Source organism: Paenibacillus sp. GQ49 (assembly GCF_059759055.1).
On record NZ_JCAXEL010000020.1, the window covers coordinates 38,720 to 60,407 of the forward strand.

The 21,688-nt window shown below is 46.6% G+C and carries 22 protein-coding genes; 18 read left to right on the plus strand and 4 right to left on the minus strand.

Annotation, left to right across the window (positions count from 1 at the left end; translation table 11 throughout):
- Positions 1–83: 83 nt before the first annotated feature.
- The gene (locus tag AC6CIF_RS25660) at positions 84–986 is read right to left on the minus strand and encodes a DMT family transporter (RefSeq protein WP_498202053.1); all 903 of its coding nucleotides are present in this window, start codon (positions 984–986) and stop codon (positions 84–86) included.
- Positions 983–1,726: an SDR family NAD(P)-dependent oxidoreductase gene (locus AC6CIF_RS25665; RefSeq protein ID WP_498202054.1), complete on the minus strand. Its 744-nt coding sequence runs from the start codon at positions 1,724–1,726 to the stop codon at positions 983–985. The genes AC6CIF_RS25660 and AC6CIF_RS25665 overlap by 4 nt, the downstream gene beginning before the upstream one ends.
- 136 nt (positions 1,727–1,862) lie before the next feature.
- Between AC6CIF_RS25665 and AC6CIF_RS25670 the strand changes: the two genes are divergently transcribed.
- Genes AC6CIF_RS25670 through crcB form a run of 4 tightly spaced genes read left to right on the plus strand, consistent with a single transcriptional unit; the run spans position 1,863 to position 4,893 of the window.
- The gene (locus tag AC6CIF_RS25670) at positions 1,863–2,753 is read left to right on the plus strand and encodes a LysR family transcriptional regulator (protein ID WP_498202055.1); all 891 of its coding nucleotides are present in this window, start codon (positions 1,863–1,865) and stop codon (positions 2,751–2,753) included.
- A gap of 42 nt (positions 2,754–2,795) precedes the next feature.
- Positions 2,796–4,103, plus strand: a complete 1,308-nt coding sequence (locus AC6CIF_RS25675; RefSeq protein WP_076212466.1) for a replication-associated recombination protein A — start codon at positions 2,796–2,798, stop codon at positions 4,101–4,103.
- Positions 4,104–4,135: 32 nt separating this feature from the next.
- A complete protein-coding gene (locus AC6CIF_RS25680; RefSeq protein ID WP_498202056.1) occupies positions 4,136–4,537 on the plus strand; it encodes a fluoride efflux transporter FluC in 402 nt (133 codons plus the stop codon).
- Complete coding sequence (gene crcB / locus AC6CIF_RS25685; RefSeq protein ID WP_498202057.1) at positions 4,534–4,893, plus strand: fluoride efflux transporter CrcB; 360 nt, start codon at positions 4,534–4,536, stop codon at positions 4,891–4,893. The genes AC6CIF_RS25680 and crcB overlap by 4 nt, the downstream gene beginning before the upstream one ends.
- Before the next feature lie 131 nt (positions 4,894–5,024).
- Here crcB and mnmA read toward each other — a convergent pair whose 3' ends face one another.
- A complete protein-coding gene (gene mnmA / locus AC6CIF_RS25690; protein ID WP_076212460.1) occupies positions 5,025–6,149 on the minus strand; it encodes a tRNA 2-thiouridine(34) synthase MnmA in 1,125 nt (374 codons plus the stop codon).
- A 321-nt stretch (positions 6,150–6,470) separates the two neighbouring features.
- Between mnmA and cymR the strand changes: the two genes are divergently transcribed.
- Positions 6,471–6,890 carry a cysteine metabolism transcriptional regulator CymR gene (cymR, locus tag AC6CIF_RS25695; protein ID WP_062835876.1) on the plus strand — a complete coding sequence of 140 codons (420 nt, stop codon included), beginning with the start codon at positions 6,471–6,473 and terminating at the stop codon, positions 6,888–6,890.
- A gap of 181 nt (positions 6,891–7,071) precedes the next feature.
- Here cymR and AC6CIF_RS25700 read toward each other — a convergent pair whose 3' ends face one another.
- Complete coding sequence (locus tag AC6CIF_RS25700) at positions 7,072–7,509, minus strand: hypothetical protein (protein ID WP_498202058.1); 438 nt, start codon at positions 7,507–7,509, stop codon at positions 7,072–7,074.
- 90 nt (positions 7,510–7,599) lie between these two features.
- Between AC6CIF_RS25700 and AC6CIF_RS25705 the strand changes: the two genes are divergently transcribed.
- The 13 genes from AC6CIF_RS25705 (at position 7,600) to AC6CIF_RS25765 (ending at position 21,568) form a co-directional block, all read left to right on the plus strand.
- Complete coding sequence (locus AC6CIF_RS25705) at positions 7,600–8,751, plus strand: cysteine desulfurase family protein (protein ID WP_047844069.1); 1,152 nt, start codon at positions 7,600–7,602, stop codon at positions 8,749–8,751.
- Between the two features lie 164 nt (positions 8,752–8,915).
- Positions 8,916–9,437: a PRC-barrel domain-containing protein gene (locus AC6CIF_RS25710; protein WP_017686814.1), complete on the plus strand. Its 522-nt coding sequence runs from the start codon at positions 8,916–8,918 to the stop codon at positions 9,435–9,437.
- Between the two features lie 10 nt (positions 9,438–9,447).
- On the plus strand, positions 9,448–9,657 hold the full coding sequence (locus AC6CIF_RS25715) for a YrzR-like zinc ribbon domain (protein WP_017686815.1): 210 nt from the start codon (positions 9,448–9,450) through the stop codon (positions 9,655–9,657).
- Between the two features lie 294 nt (positions 9,658–9,951).
- Positions 9,952–11,019: an AI-2E family transporter gene (locus AC6CIF_RS25720; protein WP_498202059.1), complete on the plus strand. Its 1,068-nt coding sequence runs from the start codon at positions 9,952–9,954 to the stop codon at positions 11,017–11,019.
- A 435-nt stretch (positions 11,020–11,454) separates the two neighbouring features.
- Positions 11,455–14,076, plus strand: coding sequence for an alanine--tRNA ligase (gene alaS / locus AC6CIF_RS25725; protein WP_498202060.1), 2,622 nt, complete (start codon positions 11,455–11,457; stop codon positions 14,074–14,076).
- A 129-nt stretch (positions 14,077–14,205) separates the two neighbouring features.
- Positions 14,206–14,466, plus strand: a complete 261-nt coding sequence (locus tag AC6CIF_RS25730; protein WP_036616950.1) for an IreB family regulatory phosphoprotein — start codon at positions 14,206–14,208, stop codon at positions 14,464–14,466.
- A gap of 128 nt (positions 14,467–14,594) precedes the next feature.
- On the plus strand, positions 14,595–15,011 hold the full coding sequence (ruvX, locus tag AC6CIF_RS25735) for a Holliday junction resolvase RuvX (protein WP_036616953.1): 417 nt from the start codon (positions 14,595–14,597) through the stop codon (positions 15,009–15,011).
- Between the two features lie 12 nt (positions 15,012–15,023).
- Positions 15,024–15,323, plus strand: coding sequence for a DUF1292 domain-containing protein (locus AC6CIF_RS25740; RefSeq protein ID WP_017686820.1), 300 nt, complete (start codon positions 15,024–15,026; stop codon positions 15,321–15,323).
- Positions 15,324–15,638, plus strand: a complete 315-nt coding sequence (locus AC6CIF_RS25745) for a DUF1292 domain-containing protein (RefSeq protein WP_047844066.1) — start codon at positions 15,324–15,326, stop codon at positions 15,636–15,638.
- Between the two features lie 76 nt (positions 15,639–15,714).
- On the plus strand, positions 15,715–16,755 hold the full coding sequence (mltG, locus tag AC6CIF_RS25750) for an endolytic transglycosylase MltG (RefSeq protein WP_498202061.1): 1,041 nt from the start codon (positions 15,715–15,717) through the stop codon (positions 16,753–16,755).
- Positions 16,756–16,769: 14 nt separating this feature from the next.
- A complete protein-coding gene (locus AC6CIF_RS25755) occupies positions 16,770–17,699 on the plus strand; it encodes a peptidase U32 family protein (RefSeq protein ID WP_222215759.1) in 930 nt (309 codons plus the stop codon).
- Positions 17,700–17,716: 17 nt separating this feature from the next.
- Positions 17,717–19,045: a peptidase U32 family protein gene (locus AC6CIF_RS25760; RefSeq protein WP_076252944.1), complete on the plus strand. Its 1,329-nt coding sequence runs from the start codon at positions 17,717–17,719 to the stop codon at positions 19,043–19,045.
- A 234-nt stretch (positions 19,046–19,279) separates the two neighbouring features.
- Entirely contained in the window at positions 19,280–21,568 is a 2,289-nt protein-coding gene (locus tag AC6CIF_RS25765; RefSeq protein WP_498202062.1) for a methyl-accepting chemotaxis protein, read from the plus strand.
- The last annotated feature ends 120 nt before the right edge of the window (positions 21,569–21,688 follow it).

Consider the following 21,688-nt stretch of genomic DNA (forward strand, 5'->3'; position numbering starts at 1 on the left):
GAAAGTCCCATAAGCGCATGCCTTTTTTACTTTTGTGCGAGAAATGATTCATCTTCCAAGGAAGAACGATAAAGAAGTTTAAGTTATGTTACTCTATTTCTCAATCTGGATGAGCGACGGTTCACTAGGAATATGCCAACACCAATAAATAAACCGCCTGCCAATGCTAACCACTGAACGTGTTCTCCTAGCAAAATCCAACTCGATAATACACCAAAGAACGGTGCCAGAAACAGATACGAACTGGTTTGGGCTGGGTCACTATTCTGCAGCAGATAAAACCAGAGTGAGAACTGAATGATGGAGCACACAAGCGTTAACCAGAGCAGCGCCATAACCGAAGTGGTATTGACCATAAAGTGAGGCTGTTCAGTCCATACGCTCAGCAGAAGCAACGCAGCACCTCCCGCGAGCATCTGATAGGCTGTTAAGACAAATGTATCGTAGCCATCGCCCCAGCGTTTGATGAGCAATGTGGACACGGCAAAGGAAATCGCACCACCAAATCCAATCCAGGTTCCGGAGCTAAAGCTCATCTGCCACCCAAAAGTTAACATAATCCCGATGAAACCGAGTATAACACCGATCCACTGACTGAAACGGTAGGTCACTCTATACAAGAGAGCACTGAGGATAATGACCAGTAGCGGATTGGTAAACGTAATAATGGCGGATTCACCGGATGTAATCCAGTTCATGCTGTAGTAGGCGCAGCCCATCACTCCTGCGGATTGGAACAGACCAATGAGGATTATTTTCAACCAAGACTGCCATCCAGTAGGCAAAGGACGTTTACGAAGGAACAAGGCCATCAATCCACCAGCCAGTACATAACGTATGCCCATGAGCAGGAAAGGTGGGGCATATAACATGCCGATCTTGCCAACCGGAAAAGAAGTACCCATGATTAGCGTTGTCAAAATGATCAATAGTGTATATTTTAATGTTTCTATGATCCGGGTATCTTTATCATGACTGGAGCTCATAACGTCTGTCCGCTATCTACAGTAATTAGCTGCCCGGTCATGGATTGCTGTTCCAGCGCAGCACAGATCATGTGCGCGATATCCTCAGGTGAGGCAATGTGCTGTAATAACAGCTCTCCACCGAGACGATGCATTCGCTCCTCATTTCCAGCCCACCACCTTGTAGCAACTGCGCCAGGGACGATAGCATTCACCCGAATGTGTGGTGAGAGTGCGTGCGCAAGTGATAAGGTCAGACCATGAACTGCCGCTTTGGAGACGGCGTAAGGGAGGGAGGAGCCCGAGCCCGTACTGCCTGCGATGCTGCCCAAATTTACGATAGAACCACCGCCAGCCTGTCTCATACCTTCCGTCACTGCACGAGCGCAATGAAACATGCCTTTCACATTCACATCAACCAGCTCATTCCAGACGTCATCTGTAACAGACTCCAGATCGTGCATGGGGATATGGTGCGTGATTCCAGCGTTATTTACAAGTGCAGTGATCGGGCCATAGGTTTCAGTTATTGTAGTGACCATCCGCCGGACATCAAGATCATTGGCAACATTAGCTTGAACGGCGAATGCATGGCCTCCCGTATCCAAAATGTGTTGAACAGTCTCTCTTGCTGCATCTTGTGAGTGGGAATAGTTGACAGCGACTAAGGCTCCGCGTTCAGCGAGCATCTCACTTACAGCACGGCCTATACCTGTTCCACCACCTGTGACCAGAGCAACTCTATTTTTCCAGTATGTCATGCTGAACACTCCTTATCATCATCCAGTCAGATGACTGGTTAGGGATCTACATGAATTGTAGTCCGGTTTACACATGAAGTATAATGATTGGTAATGAAGCGGATATCATTTTGAATGATGTCTGAGTGGAGGGACCATGGAGAGCGGGGATCTTAGAATATTTCAGTGTGTTGCACAGGAAGGAAACCTGACCAAAGCTGCTTCTAAATTGGGGTATGTTCAATCCAACGTAACGGCACGAATCCGGCATCTGGAAGCAGAAGTGGGTACAACGTTGTTCATTCGTCATAACCGAGGCATGACATTATCTCCAGCCGGAGAGATGCTGCTGACCTATGCGGATAAAATTATTGGTTTGCTGAATGATGCTTCCAAGGCACTTCGGGCGACAAGTACACCATCGGGTCCAATGCGAATAGGCTCTACACAAACCGCTGCGGCCGTGCGACTACCTGAACTTTTCGTCAGATATTATAAACAGTATCCAGATGTCTCCTTATCACTGGTTACTGGTAATTCGCAGATGCTTATGGATCAGGTTATTGGGTATGAATTGGAGGGAGCATTTATAGGCTGTCCCTGTGATCATCCTGACATCGTTTCTATTCCCATATTTGATGAGGAACTATTTGTTGTTTATTCTGGTATGGGGCCTACGGATGAAGATCTTAACAGAAAGCCCATTCTTGTTTACAGCATGGGGTGTTCCTATCGTCAGATTTTGGAGGAATGGTTAGAGGTGGGTGGTGTTACCCGCCCAGTAATTATGGAATTCGGAACTCTTGAAGCGATTATTAGTGGAGTTACGTCCGGTATGGGAATTTCCTTATTACCAGAGATTGTGATTAGGCATCAGATCAAAAATGGATTATTACGCACGCATACACTCCCCTTAGGTATGAATCGCATGATGACTCATTTTATTACTCGCAAGGATGCCTTTGTCAGCAGTGCACTTCATGCATTTATGGCTATGTTACCGCGAGAGTATGATATGATAGAGAGTGGAGAACCATCAGAAGTGTAATTGTAATCAAGGCAAGGCAATCCGTTAAGGAAGTGATGAGCAATGGATTTATTTTCGTTTCAACAGGACTCAAAACCACAAGCTAGATTGCTCGCGGACCGCTTGCGGCCAGAGCATCTGGATGAATATATTGGACAGGAACATATTATTGGACCAGGGAAATTACTCCGGCGCGCCATCGAGGCTGATCAGATTTCATCAATCTTGTTATATGGCCCTCCGGGATGTGGCAAGACAACCTTGGCACATATTATTTCCCAGCAAACGCAAGGACAGTTCGTACGTCTGAATGCAGTGGAAGCTTCCGTCAAGGATGTGCGGGAAGTCATCGAACAGGCCCAAACGAACAAACAGCTGTATGGAACCAAAACCATTCTGTTCCTCGACGAGGTACATCGGTTTAACAGTTCACGTCAGGATGCGCTATTGCCAGCGGTAGAGAAGGGCACTATTATTTTTATAGGCGCAACAACAGAGAATCCCTTTCATTATGTCAATGGAGCCTTGATGAGTCGCTCCACCCTATTCCAGCTGGAATCACTGAACAAGGATCATTCCCTTATTGCGATGCGCAGAGCATTGAGTGATGCCGACAAAGGTCTGGGGTTCATGGAACTCGAGGCGGACGATGAGGCGCTTGAACATATTGCCACGATGGCCAACGGGGATATTCGGCGTGCGCTTAACGCGCTTGAACTGGCTGCGTTGACCACGCCACCGGAGAAGGATGGGTCCATTCATATTACGCTTGGTGTGGCAGAAGAGTCTATTCGGCGCCCCATTGTGAAGGCGGATGAATCGACACAGTATGATGTGTTGTCTGCATTTCACAAGAGTATTCGGGGTTCCAGTGATGCTGCGCTATTCTGGTTTTTATACGCGGTGGAGAAGCTCGGCATGGACCCGATGACCTTTATTCGGCGCCTGATTGCAGCAAGCAGTGAAGACATTGGACTTGCGAACCCGCAAGCCATGACCCAGGCCATTGGAGCACTTGATGCGTACCGGAATAACGGCTGGCCCGAAGCCAAGCTGAACATTGCACAAGCGATTCTGTTTGCAGTAGAAAGTCCAAAATCCAACGCGGTGTATACCGCCATTTCCAAAGCCATGAACGCGATTGATGAGGTGAAATCGGCAGAAGTTCCGCTTCACTTGCGAGATACGCATTACTCGGGTGCTGTAAAACTTGGACATGAGGGCTATCAATATCCACACAACTATCCGGGGCATTACGTGAAACAAGAATATTTGCCAAAGCAACTCTCACGGAGAGTATTCTATGAGGCCACGGAGCAAGGCAACGAATCGAAGATCAGGTTGAACCAACAGCGGCGCAGAGAACTGTAATACAGACAGATCACTCGGGAGATGCACACAACATGAAAGAGCTTTTGTATATAGGGGCGGGTGGATTTATCGGTACATTAACCCGATATGCCATACAGTTAGCGATACCAACTGTCCATGGGGGGTTCCCTTGGGCAGTGCTGTTAATCAATGCGATGGGCAGCCTTTTTTTGGGTTGGTTCTTTACCATAGCTGTTCCAGGCAAAATAACATCACAACTTCGACTTGCGATTGGTACAGGTTTTACTGGCGCATTTACGACATTCTCCACGTTTACACTGGATATTGTTCGTTTATCCGAAGGGGGCGAATGGGTCCATGCCGCTATTTATATGATCGTAAGTCTGTTGGCAGGATTAATGCTCTGTGCGCTGGGAATGAGCCTTGGACAGCGTATGTTGGGAGCACCAAGACAAGAGGGTGATGCCTCATGATCCTGTGGATTGGTTTTGCAGGTGTGCTGGGTGCGGTACTGCGTTACAGTCTGGGAAAATGGGTCTCTGGCTTTCTAGGAATGGCCTTTCCATGGGGAACATGGATCATCAACATCAGTGGTTCATTGTTGCTTGGGTTGTTATATGGGTGGCATGAATCTGCAATGATCTCAGATGGAATCTGGGTGATGTGGGGAACCGGATTTTGCGGTGCGTACACGACGTTCTCTACCTTTGGTTATGAGACGTTAGGACTTATGGGTCGACAACGATACGCCAGAGCGGCGCTCTACGTTGTCAGTTCGGTTGTAGTTGGGGTGTTGGCCGCCTGGGCAGGAGTCTGGTTGACTGCATAACGAACTATTTTTAATTTTTTTGCAAAAATAAGCAGGAAAAAAGCCATCCTTCATGGTATACATGAAAGACGGCTTTTTTAATAGGGATACACGGTATTGTGTATAATCCGCATTTTAATGGACAAGCTCTATTATTGCATTGCGGGTACAGGTACTTTTTGCACCTGATCGATCGTACCCCCGCCCAGGCAAACCTCTCCGTCGTAGAAAACAACGGCTTGTCCTGGTGTAATGGCTTTTTGCTGCTGGTCAAATTGTACATCCACACTTCCATCTTCCTGCCAGGTCAATGTAACACCTTGATCCGGCTGACGATAGCGGAATTTGGCAGTACAACGGTATGGCACATTAGGCATGTGCTCTGCACCAGCAATCCAGTTCACACCCGTTGCGGTTAGACCTGTGGAGTACAGGCTTGCATGGGCATCGCCCTGAACAACAAGCAGTTGATTCTTCTCCAGGTTCTTGTCTGCAACAAACCAGGGTTCACCATTGCCGGAACCACCAATGCCAAGACCTTGGCGCTGTCCAAGTGTGTAGTACATCAGACCGTCATGACGACCTTTGACTTCACCGGTTGCGATATCAACCATGTCTCCGCCTTTGGCAGGCAGATAGTTACTCAGGAACTCTTTGAAATTGCGCTCACCGATGAAGCAGACACCTGTGCTGTCTTTTTTCTTGGCAGTATACAAACCAGCCGCTTCTGCGATTTTGCGCACTTCCGGTTTGGGCAGATGACCAATCGGGAACATGGCTTTGGACAGCTGGTTCTGATTGAGTGCGTTAAGGAAATAGGTCTGATCCTTATTGTTGTCCACGCCGCGCAGCAGCTTGAACGTACCATCTTCTTCAATCAGGCGAGCATAGTGTCCTGTAGCTACATAATCTGCGCCGAGATCCAGAGCTTTGTTCAGGAATTCACCAAATTTGATCTCACGATTACACATGACATCCGGATTTGGCGTGCGACCCGACTTATATTCATCAAGGAAATAGGTAAATACTTTATCAAAATACTCTTTCTCGAAGTTGACAGTGTAGTATGGAATGCCGATCTGTTCACATACGCGGCGTACGTCCTCTGAATCTTCTTCAGCGGTACAGTGGCCGAACTCGTCGGTGTCATCCCAGTTTTTCATGAAAATGCCGATGACATCGTACCCTTGCTCTTTCAGCAGCAGTGCGGTAACGGAAGAATCGACACCTCCGGACATGCCAACGACGACCCGTGTATTTTCAATTGTTTTGGACATCGTTATCACCATTTCTATATATAAATGTGTTTCGTTTCTTATTCTAGCATAACCGGACTCAAGATACGATACACCCGGCCAATTTTGGATAGTGTCCACCACAGACGCACATTTTGGAATATCGTCAATCTTTCTTTTCCATAAAGCATGCAGATATGTTAACATTAGCTGAGGGTTATGATCGGAATACGGAGAATTAGAAGGTTAAAGATGAGTTCTATGAATCTCTGCTGTGGACAGATCGTGAAACAAAAGGTCGTGGACCACAGGATAAAATATAAAGTTTCCAATCGTTTCTGAAAATTGAAAGAGGTGACTCCTTTGAAAATATCGACAAAAGGCCGTTACGGCCTCACAATCATGATGGAGCTTGCTGCCAGAACAGGCGAAGGCCCTACATCACTTAAAAGCATTGCCGAGCGCAACCAGCTTTCGGAGCATTACCTGGAGCAACTGATTGCTCCACTACGTAATGCAGGACTGGTGAAAAGTATTAGAGGTGCTTACGGCGGTTATATCCTTGCAGGTGATCCTGCAACCGTGACTGCAGGCGATGTAATCCGTGTACTGGAAGGGCCAATCTCTCCAGTAGATTTCACGGAGGAAGATGATCCAGCGAAGCGTGATCTGTGGTTGCGTATTCGTGACGGGATTGCGGAAGTGTTGGATTCCACAACACTGAAAGACCTGATTACCTTCCAGGATCAAGAGAAAAAAGACAGCTACATGTTTTATATTTAAGGTCATTAATTCGCATCACAGAAGACACAATAAAGCCCCCAACTTGGGGGCTTTAGACATGCCAATGGTACTTTGTTCTGTTCTTCAATTTCTATGGATTATTTTAATTGAGCAGGGCTATGTATTCAGCCGCGGGATTTACAAGCTGGTCAAGTGTGAACTTAACTGGATCACTTGTAAATCAGCGACTTTTTAAGGTTTCTATATCAGCTTCCATGCGTAACTGACGGCGATTCAAAATATCAATGCTGTGCTGATGGGTATTCAATTCGGTAGTTACTTTGCGTTCAGAGGCAGAATGGGAAGTGTCAAGACGTTTCGTAATAGTCAATGTTTCCAGAACAGCTTGTTGAAGAGGCGGAATGTTTTTAGTTTGTTCCTCTATGGTGTCCAATCTGCCATCAATGGCATTAAGTCTGTCATCGACAGTGTCTAGTCTGCTCTCTACGGCACCGAGCCTCTCTTCCATAACATCAAGCCGGTGGTCTATTTTTCCAAGATGTCCATCAATGCTGTCGAATCGTTTGTCCATTTGTTGAAGCTGATTCAGAATCTGCCCGAGAATGGGATCACTTATGTCTCTCTCTCCTTTTTGAAATGGATATAGAACATTATACACGAAGATGCAACAACAGAGCATCCGTTTCAATTTCCAATTTTAATAGTTTGCCATGAGATAGAAATTTAACATATAACGGGGTGAAGATAAATGAAACGAATTTATTTGGATCACGCCGCATCGACACCTATGCATCCACAAGTCGCAGAAGCGATGATGAACGTCATGACAGGACAATTTGGCAATGCATCAAGTATCCATGCCTTTGGGCGTGAGGCCAAACGGACTGTCAGCGGAGCAAGGGATGTCATTGCGGCGTCTTTGGGCTGTTTCCCGGACGAATTGGTATTCACCGGAGGTGGCACGGAGAGCGACAATCTGGCAATCTTTGGAGCAGTCTCATCCAGGCAGGATAAGGGGAAACACGTCATTACAACCGCAATTGAGCACCACGCTGTCTTGCATACGTGTCAGGAATTGGAGCGGCAAGGTTATGAAGTAACCTATCTATCTGTGGATCGTCATGGACGAATAAATCTGGATGAGTTGCAAGAGGCCATTCGGCCGGATACGGTGCTGATTACCATGATGTATGCCAACAATGAAGTGGGCACCATTCAGCCGATACGCGAGGTAGGTGAGCTTGCCCGTCAGCATAATATCCTTTTCCATACCGACGCGGTTCAGGCTCTGGGCAGCCAGAATATTTCCTGTAAGGAACTGCCTGTGGATCTGATCAGCTTCTCTGCGCATAAAATCAACGGACCTCAGGGTGTGGGTGCACTCTATGTACGGCGAGGAATTGTGCTGGAAGCAAGAGCTCACGGTGGGTTGCAAGAGCGTCAGCGTCGGGCTGGTACGGAAAATATCGCAGGTATTACCGGATTTGCAGAGGCTCTCAAGATTGCATCAGCACAGACGGAGGCGCATCGTCAACATGATTTGGAATTGCGCAAACTTTTGTTGGAACAGCTTGAAATTCATGTGGGGACGGAGCATTTTCACGTGAATGGACACCTGGAGCATACGCTGCCAAACATCCTGAATATCAGCTTTCCGGAAGTGTCCACAGAGACGATGTTAATGAATCTGGATATGGAAGGGATTGCTGTTGCAAGCGGTTCTGCCTGCACTTCTGGTTCACTTGAAGTCTCTCATGTGCTCAAAGCGATGAAACTGCCTGAAACATTTTTACACTCTGCGATTCGATTTAGCTGGGGATTGGGTAATACTACGGAAGAAATCATGATAACCGCCGAAAAAATTGGAACCATTCTTGGACGACTGCGTAATAGACCCTAAGGGGAACTTTACACATGGAACAGAAGGAGGGAAGAAGTTCCATTTCATCGGTTGGATAGAAGCGGTTTTGATGATCGGCGTCTGATTGCCACTCATCAACTTTGGGCATACCTAGCAATAGCGCCGCGCCTATTTAATGATAAGAAGATGAGGGGGACCCAGCGATGAAGCTTCAGGAAATGATCGGACTTGCCGTTTTTGATGTTGAGGACGGGAAGCAGGTCGGTAAAATCCAGGATTTCATTGTGAATGATGATTGGGAGATCGAAGGCATTGAGCTTGAGAACAAAGGTCTGTTTACCAATCATGTCAAAATCGTGCAGTGGCAAGATATTGTTGCCTACGGCGAAGATGCCGTCATGATCCGTAATCAACAGGCTGTCCGCAAGACGGGAGCCGACGACATAAAATACACGTACCTCCTCGGTCGGTCTAAATTGAAGGAGATGTCCGTGCTCACCGAAGAAGGTTTGCTGCTTGGGCGTGTCTCCGATGTTTATTTTGACCAAGAGTTGGGAAATACAATAATAGGGATTGAAATTACGGACGGTTTTGTGTCCGATCTGATCGAGGGCCGCAAATGGCTGCCATGTACAAGCGATATGTCCATCGGGGAAAGTGCCATTATGGTGCCGTCGCTGAGTGAACAACGCTTGGAAAATGCCATTCATTCTGTTAATGGATAGGTGAATGAATATGAAATGTCCAAACTGTAGTTCCAAAGATATCGGGAAAATTGGTTCCCACCAGTTTTATTGCTGGGGATGCTTTATCGAATTAACGGTGAACGGTGAGAAAATGTCTGTATATCAGGTGGAAGAAGACGGTACGCTGAGTTCCCTGGATGATCTGTTTTTCGGGGACGAGCTGCCACAAGACTTCCCTCATCTTCACGCTTCTTCTTAATAAGCAGGATAACTTCCTCTATATGCGGTTTCATGACAATGTCTGTCATGGGAGGCTGTCGATAATTGTTGGCAGATGTATATAGATGCGGTTACATAGTGGTTCGGCTGGTGTATGGTTGATTATATGCTAACCCGTACTGCAAAATGCGCTTCCTTCTCTGATGAAGGAGGCGTTTTTTGGTTTGAGGAAAAAATGTTCGGATTGCTCCTTTCCACTTCTGCGCTGTGTTAATAAATATTACCTTTCCTACATATACTGACTCTCAGAGCCAGTCCAAAAGGAGAGATGCAAGTGGAGCAATTAACCAAAAACAAGCTGTTCCGTTACGCGATCTGGCTGCTGCTCGGATTGATCATTTTATATTTTATATGGCTACTGCGGCCTTTACTGCTTCACATATATGCGTTCCTGAAAACAGTGCTGGCACCCTTTATCGTAGCCCTTATCATATCCTATGTACTCAATCCGATTGTCAGCATGCTGGGAGGGCGCAAGGTGCCGCGTACGATTGCGGTACTACTCATATATGCCTTTTTCCTGACCTGCCTCGGTGTCATTTTGATGAATGTGATTCCGGTATTGATTGAACAGCTGGGGGAACTCAACGAGCATATGCCGGAACTGTCCATGCGTGCCCAGAGCCTGATGAACAATATGGATCACAAATTAATGCCGCCAAGTGTGCGAACAGGCATGAACAGTTGGTTTTTTCAGATGGAGGATCGACTAACTCAGGCAATTACTGTGCTCATGGACAATATCGGGGCGACCATTAATGTGTTATTCAATGTGTTTATCGTGCCATTTCTGATCTTTTATATGTTAAAAGACTTTGAGGTGTTTGAGCGCACCATTGTGGCGTATCTTCCGCGTTCACGTCGTAAAGCGATTGTCTCGGTGATGAAAGAGATCGATACTGCACTGGGGAACTACATTCGGGGACAGTTTATTGTCTGTGTCATTGTTGGTATCTTTGCCTACATTGGTTATATCATCATTGATATGCCGTATGCCCTGCTGCTTGCAAGCATTGTAGCTGTGTTTAACATTGTGCCCTACTTGGGGCCGTTCCTTGGAGCTGCTCCTGCTGTGGTCATGGCATCAACTGTATCGTTTAAAATGGTACTACTTGTTGCCATTGTGAACACACTGTGCCAGGTGTTGGAGAGTAACGTTATTTCTCCTCAGGTGGTGGGACGTACGTTGCATCTGCATCCACTGTCGATTATATTTGCACTGCTCGTCGGAGGTGAACTCGCAGGCATTGTAGGTTTAATTCTGGCAGTACCCGTTTTTGCCGTGCTGAAGGTGATTGTGCAACACTTTTTCGCCTATTACATCAAACGAAGGACCGACTAATTATCAGGGGGAAAACATCAAAGAGGTCGCGTTGACACCCGCTTGTGCTATCGATATAATGAGTGTGTATGTTGAGAACATGAAATCGATGATGAAATAAAGTACGCCGAGGGTTCCTTTCCTCAGAGAATAGACTTCATCGGATCAGGGTGAGCCTGAACTGATGGCTGGAAGAGTCTTGAAAGATGAAGCGGCGGAAAGCTAATTTCGGAGTGCAGGACAACCCTGCCGGGAGCGACCGTTATTTCGCATGAACGAGGAGATTGTTTGTTTGTCCGGGCAGCAAGGGATGAACAGCAATAACCAGGGTGGTACCGCGATAACATCGTCCCTGATTATTCAGGGGCGTTTTTTGTGTTTATTTTTACAAAAACAATGTTGACCAACCGGAGCGAATACGCAACGGACTATTATAATTTAATGGGGGCATCCAGTATGAAAGCCAGTGAAATCCGGTCCAAATGGATAGAGTTTTTTGCAAGTAAAGGTCACAAAATCGAGCCGAGCGCATCGCTCGTGCCTCACAACGATCCTTCTCTTTTGTGGATCAATGCAGGTATGGCACCGCTCAAACCATATTTTGACGGACGTGAGAAGCCGGAGAACCCGCGCCTTGCGAACTCCCAAAAATGTATCCGTACCAATGATATCGAGAATGTTGGTAAAACGCGTCGTCACCATACGTTCTTCGAAATGCTCGGCAACTTCTCCATTGGAGATTACTTCAAGGAAGAGACCGTAACATGGGCGTGGGAATTCTTGACTAGCAAAGAGTGGATCGGATTCGATCCGGAACGTCTTTCCGTTACGGTATATCCGGAAGATGAAGAAGCTTTCAAACTGTGGAACGAAAAAGTGGGACTGCCTGCGGAGCGTATCATCAAATTGGATGAAAACTTCTGGGATATCGGCGAAGGCCCATGTGGACCTTGTACCGAAATCTTCTATGACCGCGGCGAAGCTTACGGAAACGACATGAGTGATCCTGAAATGTATCCAGGTGGGGAAAACGAACGTTATCTGGAAGTATGGAACCTGGTATTCTCCCAGTTCAACCATAACAAGGACGGCAGCTACACACCGCTTCCTAACAAAAACATTGATACAGGAGCAGGTTTGGAGCGTTTTGCATCCATTCTGCAAAATGTGGATTCCAACTTCGACACAGACCTGTTCCAACCGATGATTCAAAGAACAGCCGCTCTTGCGGGTGTGAAATATAACGACAGTGTAGAGATTGATGTTGCACTGAAAGTCATTGCAGATCATATCCGTACGGTTGCTTTTGCAGTAGGTGATGGCGTTCTGCCAAGTAATGAAGGACGTGGATATGTCATCCGTCGCTTGCTTCGCCGTGCAGTTCGTTATGGAAAAGTGCTTGGACTTGACCGTCCATTCCTGTATGAATTGACAACAACCGTTGGTGAAGTGATGGGCATGTACTACCCTGAGGTAGTAGACAAACAGGAGTTCATCGCCAAAGTAATCAAAACCGAGGAAGAGCGTTTCCACGAAACTCTCACAGATGGTCTGGCTATTCTGGCTGATATCAGCGGCACAGCCAAATCCGAAGGACGCACCGTTATTAGCGGACCTGAAGCTTTCAAGCTGTATGATACGTACGGTTTCCCGTTTGACCTGACAGAAGATTATGCTGCAGAGCATGGACTGACTGTGGATCGTGAAGGTTTTGATGCTTCCATGCAGAAACAACGTGAGCTTGGACGTGCTGGACGTCAAGAGAACGAGAGCATGAAAGTCCAAGGCGGACCACTTGCTGACCTGGAGGTTAAAAGCGAGTTTGTTGGTTATACTGACCTGTTGACGGAAGCAAAAGTGGTAGCCATCGTAGCTGGTGATGCCCTTGTTGAATCTGTAGGCGAAGGACAAACGTGTCAGGTTGTTCTGGACAAGACTCCGTTCTACGCGGAAAGTGGCGGTCAAGTGAGTGATCAGGGCTTGCTGCGAGGTGCTAGTGTAACAGCAAAAGTACAAGGTTTGTTCAAAGCTCCACTCGGACAACATGTACATCTGGTGACTGTGGAGTCTGGTGAACTGCGTGTAGGTGATGTGATCAACGCCGAAGTAGACTCTGCGAAACGTGGCGACATTATCAAAAACCATACAGCAACCCACTTGTTGCACAAGGCACTCAAAGATGTTCTCGGCACACACGTAAACCAGGCAGGGTCGCTCGTAGAGCCACAGCGTCTGCGGTTTGACTTCTCTCACTTCGGCAGCATTACGCCGGAAGAGTTGACAGAAATTGAGCGTCAGGTGAACGAACAGATCTGGAATCGTCTGAACGTGAACATCGAGCTGAAAGCTATTGATGAAGCCAAAGAAATGGGGGCAATGGCCCTGTTTGGCGAAAAATATGGAGATATTGTACGTGTTGTTCAAGTCGGAGACTACAGTTTGGAACTTTGTGGCGGCTGTCACGTAAATAATACTTCAGAGATTGGAATCTTCAAACTGGTGAGCGAGAGCGGAATTGGCTCCGGCGTACGCCGGATAGAAGCTGTAACTGGCCGCGGCGCATATCTGTATGTGGAAAGCCAGTTGGAACTGCTTAAACAATCAGCAGCACTGCTCAAAGCAAATGTGGCTGATGTACCTAAACGGATTGAAGGTCTGAACCAACAACTGAAAGAAGCAGCCAGAGAGACTGAATCCCTGCAAAGCAAGCTGAGTGCCATGGAAGCGGGTCAATTGACCGATCAAGTGGTACAAGCAGGAAATACACAATTGCTGGCAGCACGCGTAGATGCTACGAACATGGATGCGCTGCGTACAGTGGCAGATGAGTTGAAAGTAAAATTGCCTAACGCAGTACTCGTATTGGGTGCTCCAGCGGACGGCAAAGTGAATTTTGTTGTAGCAGTACCTGCTGAACAAGTAAAACAAGGATTACACGCAGGCAAAATCGTCAAAGAAGTCGCAGCAGTATGCGGCGGCGGTGGCGGTGGACGTCCAGATATGGCGCAAGCCGGAGGTAAGGATGCGACCAAGCTGGATGAAGCGCTGAAACTGGCGGTTTCGTTAGTTAGCCAGTAAAGGACAAGCAAAAAACACAATTGCCTTATCCTTTGTTTACTTGTGGCAGTCAGAATATGTTATTATATAAACAGAAATCAATTCGGCAGGACATGGTCCCCATGTTCATGCAGGAGCGAGGTGTCATCAATGGACTCCATGGATAAGACGGTTAAATTTAATGTGAAAGGTGACGAACAGGAAGCATCATCCAAAGAGATTCTTCTCACGGTATATGATGCATTGGTCGATAAGGAGTATAATCCGATCAACCAGATTGTTGGGTATCTGATTTCTGGAGACCCGGCATACATTCCTCGTCACAACAACGCACGTAGTCTGGTCCGTAAAAAGGAGCGCGATGAGCTGATTGAAGAGCTTGTACGTTCCTATCTGGCCAATCACCGGTAATGTACGCCGCTTCCGCTGTGTTGCAGCCTTGCAGGCAGCGGGAAATGAACCGACAGAAGACAGCCTGAAGCTTGAGAAGGCGATTATTTGTAATCGACCTGAGCAGGCCCCAGGATGGGAGAGCATGGATGAAAATATTAGGTTTGGACTATGGGGACCGAAGAATCGGAGTTGCCGCGAGTGACGCCTTCGGTTGGACTGCCCAGGGATTGGAAGTGCTAGAACGCCGCCGTGATGAAGGCGAGTTCGCTCGGATTGCCGAACTTGTGCGTGAGCATGAGATTAGTGAGATCGTAGTCGGACTTCCCAAAAACATGAACGGCACCGTAGGACCGCGCGGTGAGATATGCATTGCTTTTGCCGATCGCCTGCGGGATGAACTGAATTTACCTGTTCACCTTTGGGATGAACGGCTGACAACCATGGCAGCAGAACGTACGCTGATTGAAGCGGATGTCAGTCGGAAAAAACGCAAACAGGTTGTGGACAAAATGGCCGCAAGCTTGATTTTGCAAAATTATTTGGATGCCAATAGTAGAAGGTGAGGGGGATCAACAATGGCTGAAGATCAACTGGGTATGGAAGAAGAAGCGGAAATTATTTACATTGCGGATGACGAGGGTAATGAAGAGGAATTTGAAGTCATCATGAAGTTTGAAGTGGATGGTTCGGAGGCCAAGTACATGATGGTTGCTCCGGTTGAACCTGAAGATGGCGAAACGGATGTATATGCATTCCGTTATGAAGAAGAGGGCGACGATATTAAACTTTTCGTCATCCAAGATGATGCCGAATGGGATATCGTCGAGGAGACGTTTAATACATTTCTTGCTGAAGATGAAGAGGAAGCGAACTAAATGACGGAATATAGCCGCAAAGACCTGAAATGGACAGATTCACTGCGTCTGGCATTCGGTGCTCATGTTGAGCTCGAGGAAGAGAACGGTAAATCACAACCGTATGACTTGTTGGCTGAGTTCGAAGTGAACGGTCAGCAGTACGCGGTGCTCCGCAGTTCGTTGCGACCTTATGACGAGGTTGAACTTCTGCGGGTATCACCTGGAAGTGAAGACCAGATCATGCCAGAGTTAGTTACGATCGACGATGATGATGAGTGGGAGAATATCTCGGAACTGTATGATGAGTGTACACTCCCCATTGACGAAGATTAAATCAGCTTCAAATTGAAGAAACCGGGAGGGCGGAGAAGTCCGCTCTTTTTGGTTGTGTAAAGGAGTTGTTTCTTTTTTGAAAGGGAAAGCAATTGTAGTCATACTGCTTATCATTGTAGTTCTTGCCGGAGGCGCAGGCGGTTACGTATGGAGTATGATGCGTCCTGTGGAAGCTTCTACAGAACCGGTCGTATTCGAGATTAAGAGCGGATCGGGAACTTCGAAAATCGCGGATCAGCTTCAAGAAGAAGGCCTCATTCGAAGTGGGTTAACCTTTAAAGGGTATTTAAAGTGGAAGAAAATAGGTTCTAATTTCATGGCGGGTACATATTCAATGAATCCTGGCGTGACATATGATGAGATTGTTAGCAAGCTGAGTAGTGGTGAAGTTGTACCGGAGGAAATGGTGAAATTTACGATTCCGGAGGGTTATAACGTTCTGCAAATGGCGGGTAAGCTTTCTTATGAGCATGTTGTAGATCGGGATGAATTCATCAAGCTGGCCAATGATCCTTCGGCCTTTGATGTAGATATCATCAAAGATATTCCAGTGGATGAAGAACTTCGCTACGTATTGGAAGGGTATCTATTCCCGGAGACGTATGAGCTGAAAAAGGGAAGTTCCACGCATGATGTGATGCAACGGATGCTGGAAGAATTCCAGACCAAGATTAATTCCATTCCTGATTTGGAAGCCAAGCTCCAGGAAAAGAACCTTTCCCTGCATGAGCTGCTGACGATTGCATCACTCGTGGAGAAAGAAGTTGTAGTGGACGAGGAACGTGCTCTGGTTGCAGGTGTAATCTACAATCGGATCAATCAGGATATGAAGCTGGAGATTGATGCTACCGTGCAATATCTGCTCGACAGACCGAAGGAACGATTGTTTTTCAAGGATCTAAAGGTGAAAAGTCCCTATAATACGTACCTGAACAAAGGCTTGCCACCAGGTCCAATTGCCAGTCCAAGTCTTCCGTCCATTGAGGCAGCGCTAAATCCGGAAGCTTCGGAGTATCTGTTCTATGTGACAAAAAAGGATGGCTCGTCTGGACATCTATTTGCCAAAACGTATAAGGAACACCAGCAAAATATAGCCAAAAGTAAGGCTGCGCAATAAGCGGAGGGGATTATATGAGTAAGAAACATGAACTGCTCGTTACAGCAGCGAATGTGAAAGAGGCAGAAGTGCTGCTTCAGGCGGGAGCAGATGCTCTGGTCATTGGAGATGATCGATTCGGCATGCGTCTTCCAGGCAGCTTTAGCGTGGAAGAGACAGCAGAGGTGGTTGCCATTGCAGCCAAACATCAGGCGCGTGTGTATGTATCCATGACTAATCTGATGTCCAACGAACTGTTGAAAGAATTGCCTGAATATGTCCAAGCACTTGGCAGAATCGGTATTGATGGTGTGGAGTTTAATGATCCATCCGTGCTGGCCACCATGAAGGAATATGCTCCACATGTGAAGCTGCACTGGAATGCGGAGATGACTTCAACGAACTATGCGACGGCCAACTATTGGGGAACCAAAGGAGCGAGTCGTGTTGTACTTGCCCGAGAGCTGAATATGGACGAGTTGACGGAAATGGTTCCTTTTTTGAAGGTGGAAGCTCAGGTTCAGGTGCATGGCATGACGAATATTTATCATTCCAAGCGCAGTCTGGTGCAAAGTTATATGGCTCATCAAGGGCGGCCGGTTGAGGGACATCTGGGTAAAGAACGGGGATTGTTCCTGATCGAGGCTGAACGCCGGGATGAGAAATTCCCGATCTATGAGGACATTAACGGCACACACATTATGAGCTCAGAGGATATTTGTATCCTCGAAGATCTTCATCTGTTGATGGAGGCGGGTGTGCACAGTTTCAAAATTGAAGGCATGTTAAAATCACTCACCTACAATGAAGCTGTTGTACGTGCATATCGGACAGCGATTGACAGTTATATAGCCGATGCTGATGCATATGCTTTCTCTGAAGAGTGGCTCGCTGAGGTACGGAAGTTACAGGACCCTGAACGTGAATTATCGTTTGGATTTTTCTATAAAGAACAAGTGTATTAATAGACGAGGTGAACAGAATGGAAACAGTGGCGGTACAGCGGAAGTTTTCGGGTAAACGTAACCGTCTGGACAAACCGGAGCTGCTAGCTCCGGCGGGTAATCTGGAAAAACTGAAATTTGCGATCCATTATGGTGCAGATGCCGTATATATCGGTGGACAGGCTTATGGACTGCGGTCCAACGCGGATAACTTCAGCTTTGAAGAGATGCGAGAAGGTGTGGAGTTTGCCAAAAAGTATGGAGCCAAAGTGTTCGTAGCGACGAACATCTATGCACATAATGAGGATGTTGAGGGTATCGAAACATACCTGCAAAACCTCTATAATGCGGGAATCTCTGCGATCATCGTAGCTGATCCGGCTATTATTGAAGTAGCCCTTCGTGCTGTGCCAGGCCTTGAGGTACATCTAAGTACTCAACAATCCACACTCAACTGGCAAGCCGTGAAGTTCTGGAAAGATGAAGGACTCCCGCGAGTTGTTCTCGGACGTGAGACCAGCTTTGAAGAGATTGAAGAGATCAAGGCCAATGTGGATATCGAAATTGAAGCCTTTATTCACGGGGCGATGTGTTCATCGTATTCCGGACGTTGTGTACTCTCCAACCATTTTACGGATCGGGACTCCAACCGGGGTGGCTGTTGCCAGTCTTGTCGCTGGAAATATGATCTGTTCGAGGATGCGAGAGAAGATACGGTGTGGGTCAGCGAAGAGGACATGCAGATGAAGGCACCTGCGCCATTCAAACTGGGTGAGAACCAGCTTCCCCTGTTCCAGGAACAGGATAATTCATTCTCCATGGGATCTAAGGATCTGTGCATGATTGGCCATATTCCCGAGTTGATTGATGTGGGCGTGGACAGTTTCAAGATTGAAGGACGTATGAAATCGATCCACTACGTGGCAACTGTGGTTAACGTATACCGTCAAGCCATTGACGCCTATATGGCTGACCCGGAAAACTATGTTCTGAAACCTGAATGGGTTGAAGAAATGAACAAAGCGGCGAATCGTCCGCTCAATACCGGATTTTTCTATGACACACCAGACCATGAAGATCATATCTATGAACCGGAAGAAAAGGCCGTACCTTTTGACTTCGCTGGATTGGTCATGGGGTATGATGCCGAAACAGGAATGGCAACCATTCAACAGCGCAATCACTTCAAACCAGGACAGGAAATCGAATTTTTCGGTCCGGGAGGTCACTTTTTCAAACAGGTGGTCGGTGAAATACAGGATGAAGAAGGCAATGTTCTGGATGCTGCTCGTCACCCTTTGCAACTGATTAAAATGAAGGTAGATCAACCGGTTTCGTACTTCGATATGATGAGAAAAAAGAAGTAGGCTCAAATACCTACATTGTGCCAATATTGTATTATGATTTAACAAAATAGTGTTATGAAGTTTACATGGGGACCTCCGTTTATCGGCAGATGGGGGTCTTTTTTTTATAGAAAAATAGGAATAAAGTTGTAAAATATTTCTGCGAAGTGAAAGGGGAACGAAGAAAACTGTCGAATACTACATATTTATAGGGGAGAGAAAGAAAAATCTAACAAGTAAATTACTGGCAGGTGAATGGGATTGGTTCAAAAGAAGCAGAAAGACAGTGGGGAGCAAGTGACAAAAGTCGAGCAGGTTAACCCTGAGAAGGTTCAGAAAGTGAAGAAAGAAAAAGTAGTCAAAAGCAAAACGACAGGTAATGGCAAAAGAATGTTTAAGATTGATCGTAGCAAGCTCAAGCTGGGCTGGCTCAAGACTGATTGGGTGAAGAAACAATTGAAAAACCGGGATTGGAAAAACCTTGGAGGGTCTTCTTTTCAACAGATTAAGAAGGCAAATCCGGTTAAATCCGTAGGGGTTAAACTGTTCTTGATCTTTTTTGCGGGAATTATGATTTTTGTAGTGAGTTTAGGTCTATTATCCTATTCGAAAGCCAAGGGTACGATAGAGAAAAATGCCTCACGTGCCAATCAGGAGACCATTGATCAGACCAAACAAAAAATGGACATCATTTTGGAGAGATTTGTGGATACATCCACACAGATTTTCTTTGATCCAGAAATGCAGTCCTTGCTACAAAAAATGTCAGATAAGAATTTGACTGCGTATGATACATTCGTAAATTCAAGTTCAATCAACAAGCAACTGTCCAATGTTGCATTTACAAATAAATCTATGGAAGCGATTTATTTGGTGCCTACGGACGATACAAAGTCCATTATGGGTACGGGCAACAACAGTTCATCCATGGGCAGCATTCGCCAGGAAGCATGGTACAGTGAGTTGATTGAGGCGGGCGGTTATCGCTGGCTTCCAACAGAGGTCAAAGAAGATGGCTCAATGCCAACGTTCAAAATTGCACGTTCCATGAAAAACTTGCAGGGGACTACTCAGTCGTATGTTCTGGTTATTGAACTGAAACTGGAAGTTTTGGAAGAACAATTGAAATCGCTTGATCTGGGGCCAGGAGCTGTTCTTCAACTGATTGCTCCAGATAATAAAGTGGTTGCATCCTCCATCTCGGATCGTACGGGACAAGATACAGAGCTTACATTTGTCAAAGAGTTGACCGAACCAGCAGGTAGCACGAATACGGAGTATGTCGTAGATGGCAAATCTACGGAAATGCTGGCTGTATACAGTACGATGGATACATCCAATTGGAAACTGGTTGGTATGATACCTACCTCTGTTTTGGTTCAGGACGCAAAAGGCATTTTGACTCTGACCCTGTGGATGGCGCTGATTGATGCGGGGATTGCAGTATTGATCGGGATCTGGATGGTGCGTATGATCGCTCGTCCACTCGGCAAATTGAAAGACCTGATGCAGGAAGGTGCAAAAGGTAATCTTAAAGTTCGTACACCATATAGCTCCCAGGATGAAATTGGTCAGCTCTCGACTGCCTTCAATCTGATGATGGAGCAGATTACTAAGCTGGTTGAACAAACCAATCGTTCTGCGCAGGAAGTATTGGATACGGCCTCTGAGCTGAGCAGTGCATCCAAGAAAACGGCTGTATCTGCTTCGGAGATCGCCGTAGCTACAGAAGAGATCGCAGGCGGTGCAGGCAGTTTGGCAACCGAAGCGGAACGTGGCAATGAATTAACTGACAATATCTCTCGTCAGATGCAGAGTGTAATCGCTGCTAATGAACAGATGGGTGATTCTGCTCGTCATGTAGAGAAGTCCAGTCAGACAGGAACACAACATCTGAATCAGTTGATGACCAAAACCCAGAAGACAGAAGAAATGATTGGTGCACTGGTGAATAAGGTTGATTCGCTGAAGGAGAGTACGTCTTCTGTTTTGAAAGTGCTTGAAGTGCTGCAAAACATAACGAAACAGACAAATATCCTTTCCCTGAATGCGACCATTGAAGCAGCACGTGCCGGTGCAGCCGGACGTGGATTCATGGTGGTGGCTGATGAGGTTCGTCAGCTCGCGGCTCAATCCAGACAATCCATTGAGATGGTTGGAGAGATTACAGACAAAATCATGACCGAAATGAATGAGACCGTGGATGCTTTGTCTGCAGCCTATCCGTTATTCAAGGAACAGATGGATGCGGTTAAAGACACCAACGTCATCTTTGCTTCCGTGCAGGAACAGATGGGTGCATTTGTGGAACGTCTGGGCATGGTGACAGGTTCTATTGGAGATTTAAACAAATCCCAAGGTACGTTGTCTGAAGCCATGAGCAATGTCAGCGCTGTAGCTGAAGAATCTTCTGCAACGTCCCAAGAAGTAGCTTCCTTGAGCAGTGAACAACAAAATATCAGTAACCAGCTGGTCAATCTGTCTGGCAAACTGGAGAATGTGTCTACTGAACTGAAAGAAACCTTGTCACGCTTTACGGTGTAACAAGCCAAGGTTGAAATGAGGAGAACCTGTCCCGCACATGGGACAGGTTTTCTTTTGGTTTACCGGATAATTCCAAGCCCTATCAGCAATAATATGTCAAAACGACAAAAGGTGAGATTG

What these genes read in the sequence shown, in the direction of transcription:
- AC6CIF_RS25705 (WP_047844069.1), top strand. Translation starts at nt 7,600, where the DNA reads ATGAAACGAATTTATTTGGATCACGCCGCATCGACACCTATGCATCCA.
- ruvX (WP_036616953.1), top strand. Translation starts at nt 14,595, where the DNA reads ATGAAAATATTAGGTTTGGACTATGGGGACCGAAGAATCGGAGTTGCC.
- AC6CIF_RS25660 (WP_498202053.1), bottom strand. Translation starts at nt 986, where the DNA reads ATGAGCTCCAGTCATGATAAAGATACCCGGATCATAGAAACATTAAAA.
- mnmA (WP_076212460.1), bottom strand. Translation starts at nt 6,149, where the DNA reads ATGTCCAAAACAATTGAAAATACACGGGTCGTCGTTGGCATGTCCGGA.
- AC6CIF_RS25665 (WP_498202054.1), bottom strand. Translation starts at nt 1,726, where the DNA reads ATGACATACTGGAAAAATAGAGTTGCTCTGGTCACAGGTGGTGGAACA.
- alaS (WP_498202060.1), top strand. Translation starts at nt 11,455, where the DNA reads ATGAAAGCCAGTGAAATCCGGTCCAAATGGATAGAGTTTTTTGCAAGT.
- AC6CIF_RS25680 (WP_498202056.1), top strand. Translation starts at nt 4,136, where the DNA reads ATGAAAGAGCTTTTGTATATAGGGGCGGGTGGATTTATCGGTACATTA.
- AC6CIF_RS25765 (WP_498202062.1), top strand. Translation starts at nt 19,280, where the DNA reads ATGGGATTGGTTCAAAAGAAGCAGAAAGACAGTGGGGAGCAAGTGACA.
- AC6CIF_RS25755 (WP_222215759.1), top strand. Translation starts at nt 16,770, where the DNA reads ATGAGTAAGAAACATGAACTGCTCGTTACAGCAGCGAATGTGAAAGAG.
- AC6CIF_RS25675 (WP_076212466.1), top strand. Translation starts at nt 2,796, where the DNA reads ATGGATTTATTTTCGTTTCAACAGGACTCAAAACCACAAGCTAGATTG.
- AC6CIF_RS25670 (WP_498202055.1), top strand. Translation starts at nt 1,863, where the DNA reads ATGGAGAGCGGGGATCTTAGAATATTTCAGTGTGTTGCACAGGAAGGA.
- AC6CIF_RS25730 (WP_036616950.1), top strand. Translation starts at nt 14,206, where the DNA reads ATGGACTCCATGGATAAGACGGTTAAATTTAATGTGAAAGGTGACGAA.
- crcB (WP_498202057.1), top strand. Translation starts at nt 4,534, where the DNA reads ATGATCCTGTGGATTGGTTTTGCAGGTGTGCTGGGTGCGGTACTGCGT.
- AC6CIF_RS25745 (WP_047844066.1), top strand. Translation starts at nt 15,324, where the DNA reads ATGACGGAATATAGCCGCAAAGACCTGAAATGGACAGATTCACTGCGT.
- AC6CIF_RS25710 (WP_017686814.1), top strand. Translation starts at nt 8,916, where the DNA reads ATGAAGCTTCAGGAAATGATCGGACTTGCCGTTTTTGATGTTGAGGAC.
- AC6CIF_RS25715 (WP_017686815.1), top strand. Translation starts at nt 9,448, where the DNA reads ATGAAATGTCCAAACTGTAGTTCCAAAGATATCGGGAAAATTGGTTCC.
- AC6CIF_RS25740 (WP_017686820.1), top strand. Translation starts at nt 15,024, where the DNA reads ATGGCTGAAGATCAACTGGGTATGGAAGAAGAAGCGGAAATTATTTAC.
- AC6CIF_RS25760 (WP_076252944.1), top strand. Translation starts at nt 17,717, where the DNA reads ATGGAAACAGTGGCGGTACAGCGGAAGTTTTCGGGTAAACGTAACCGT.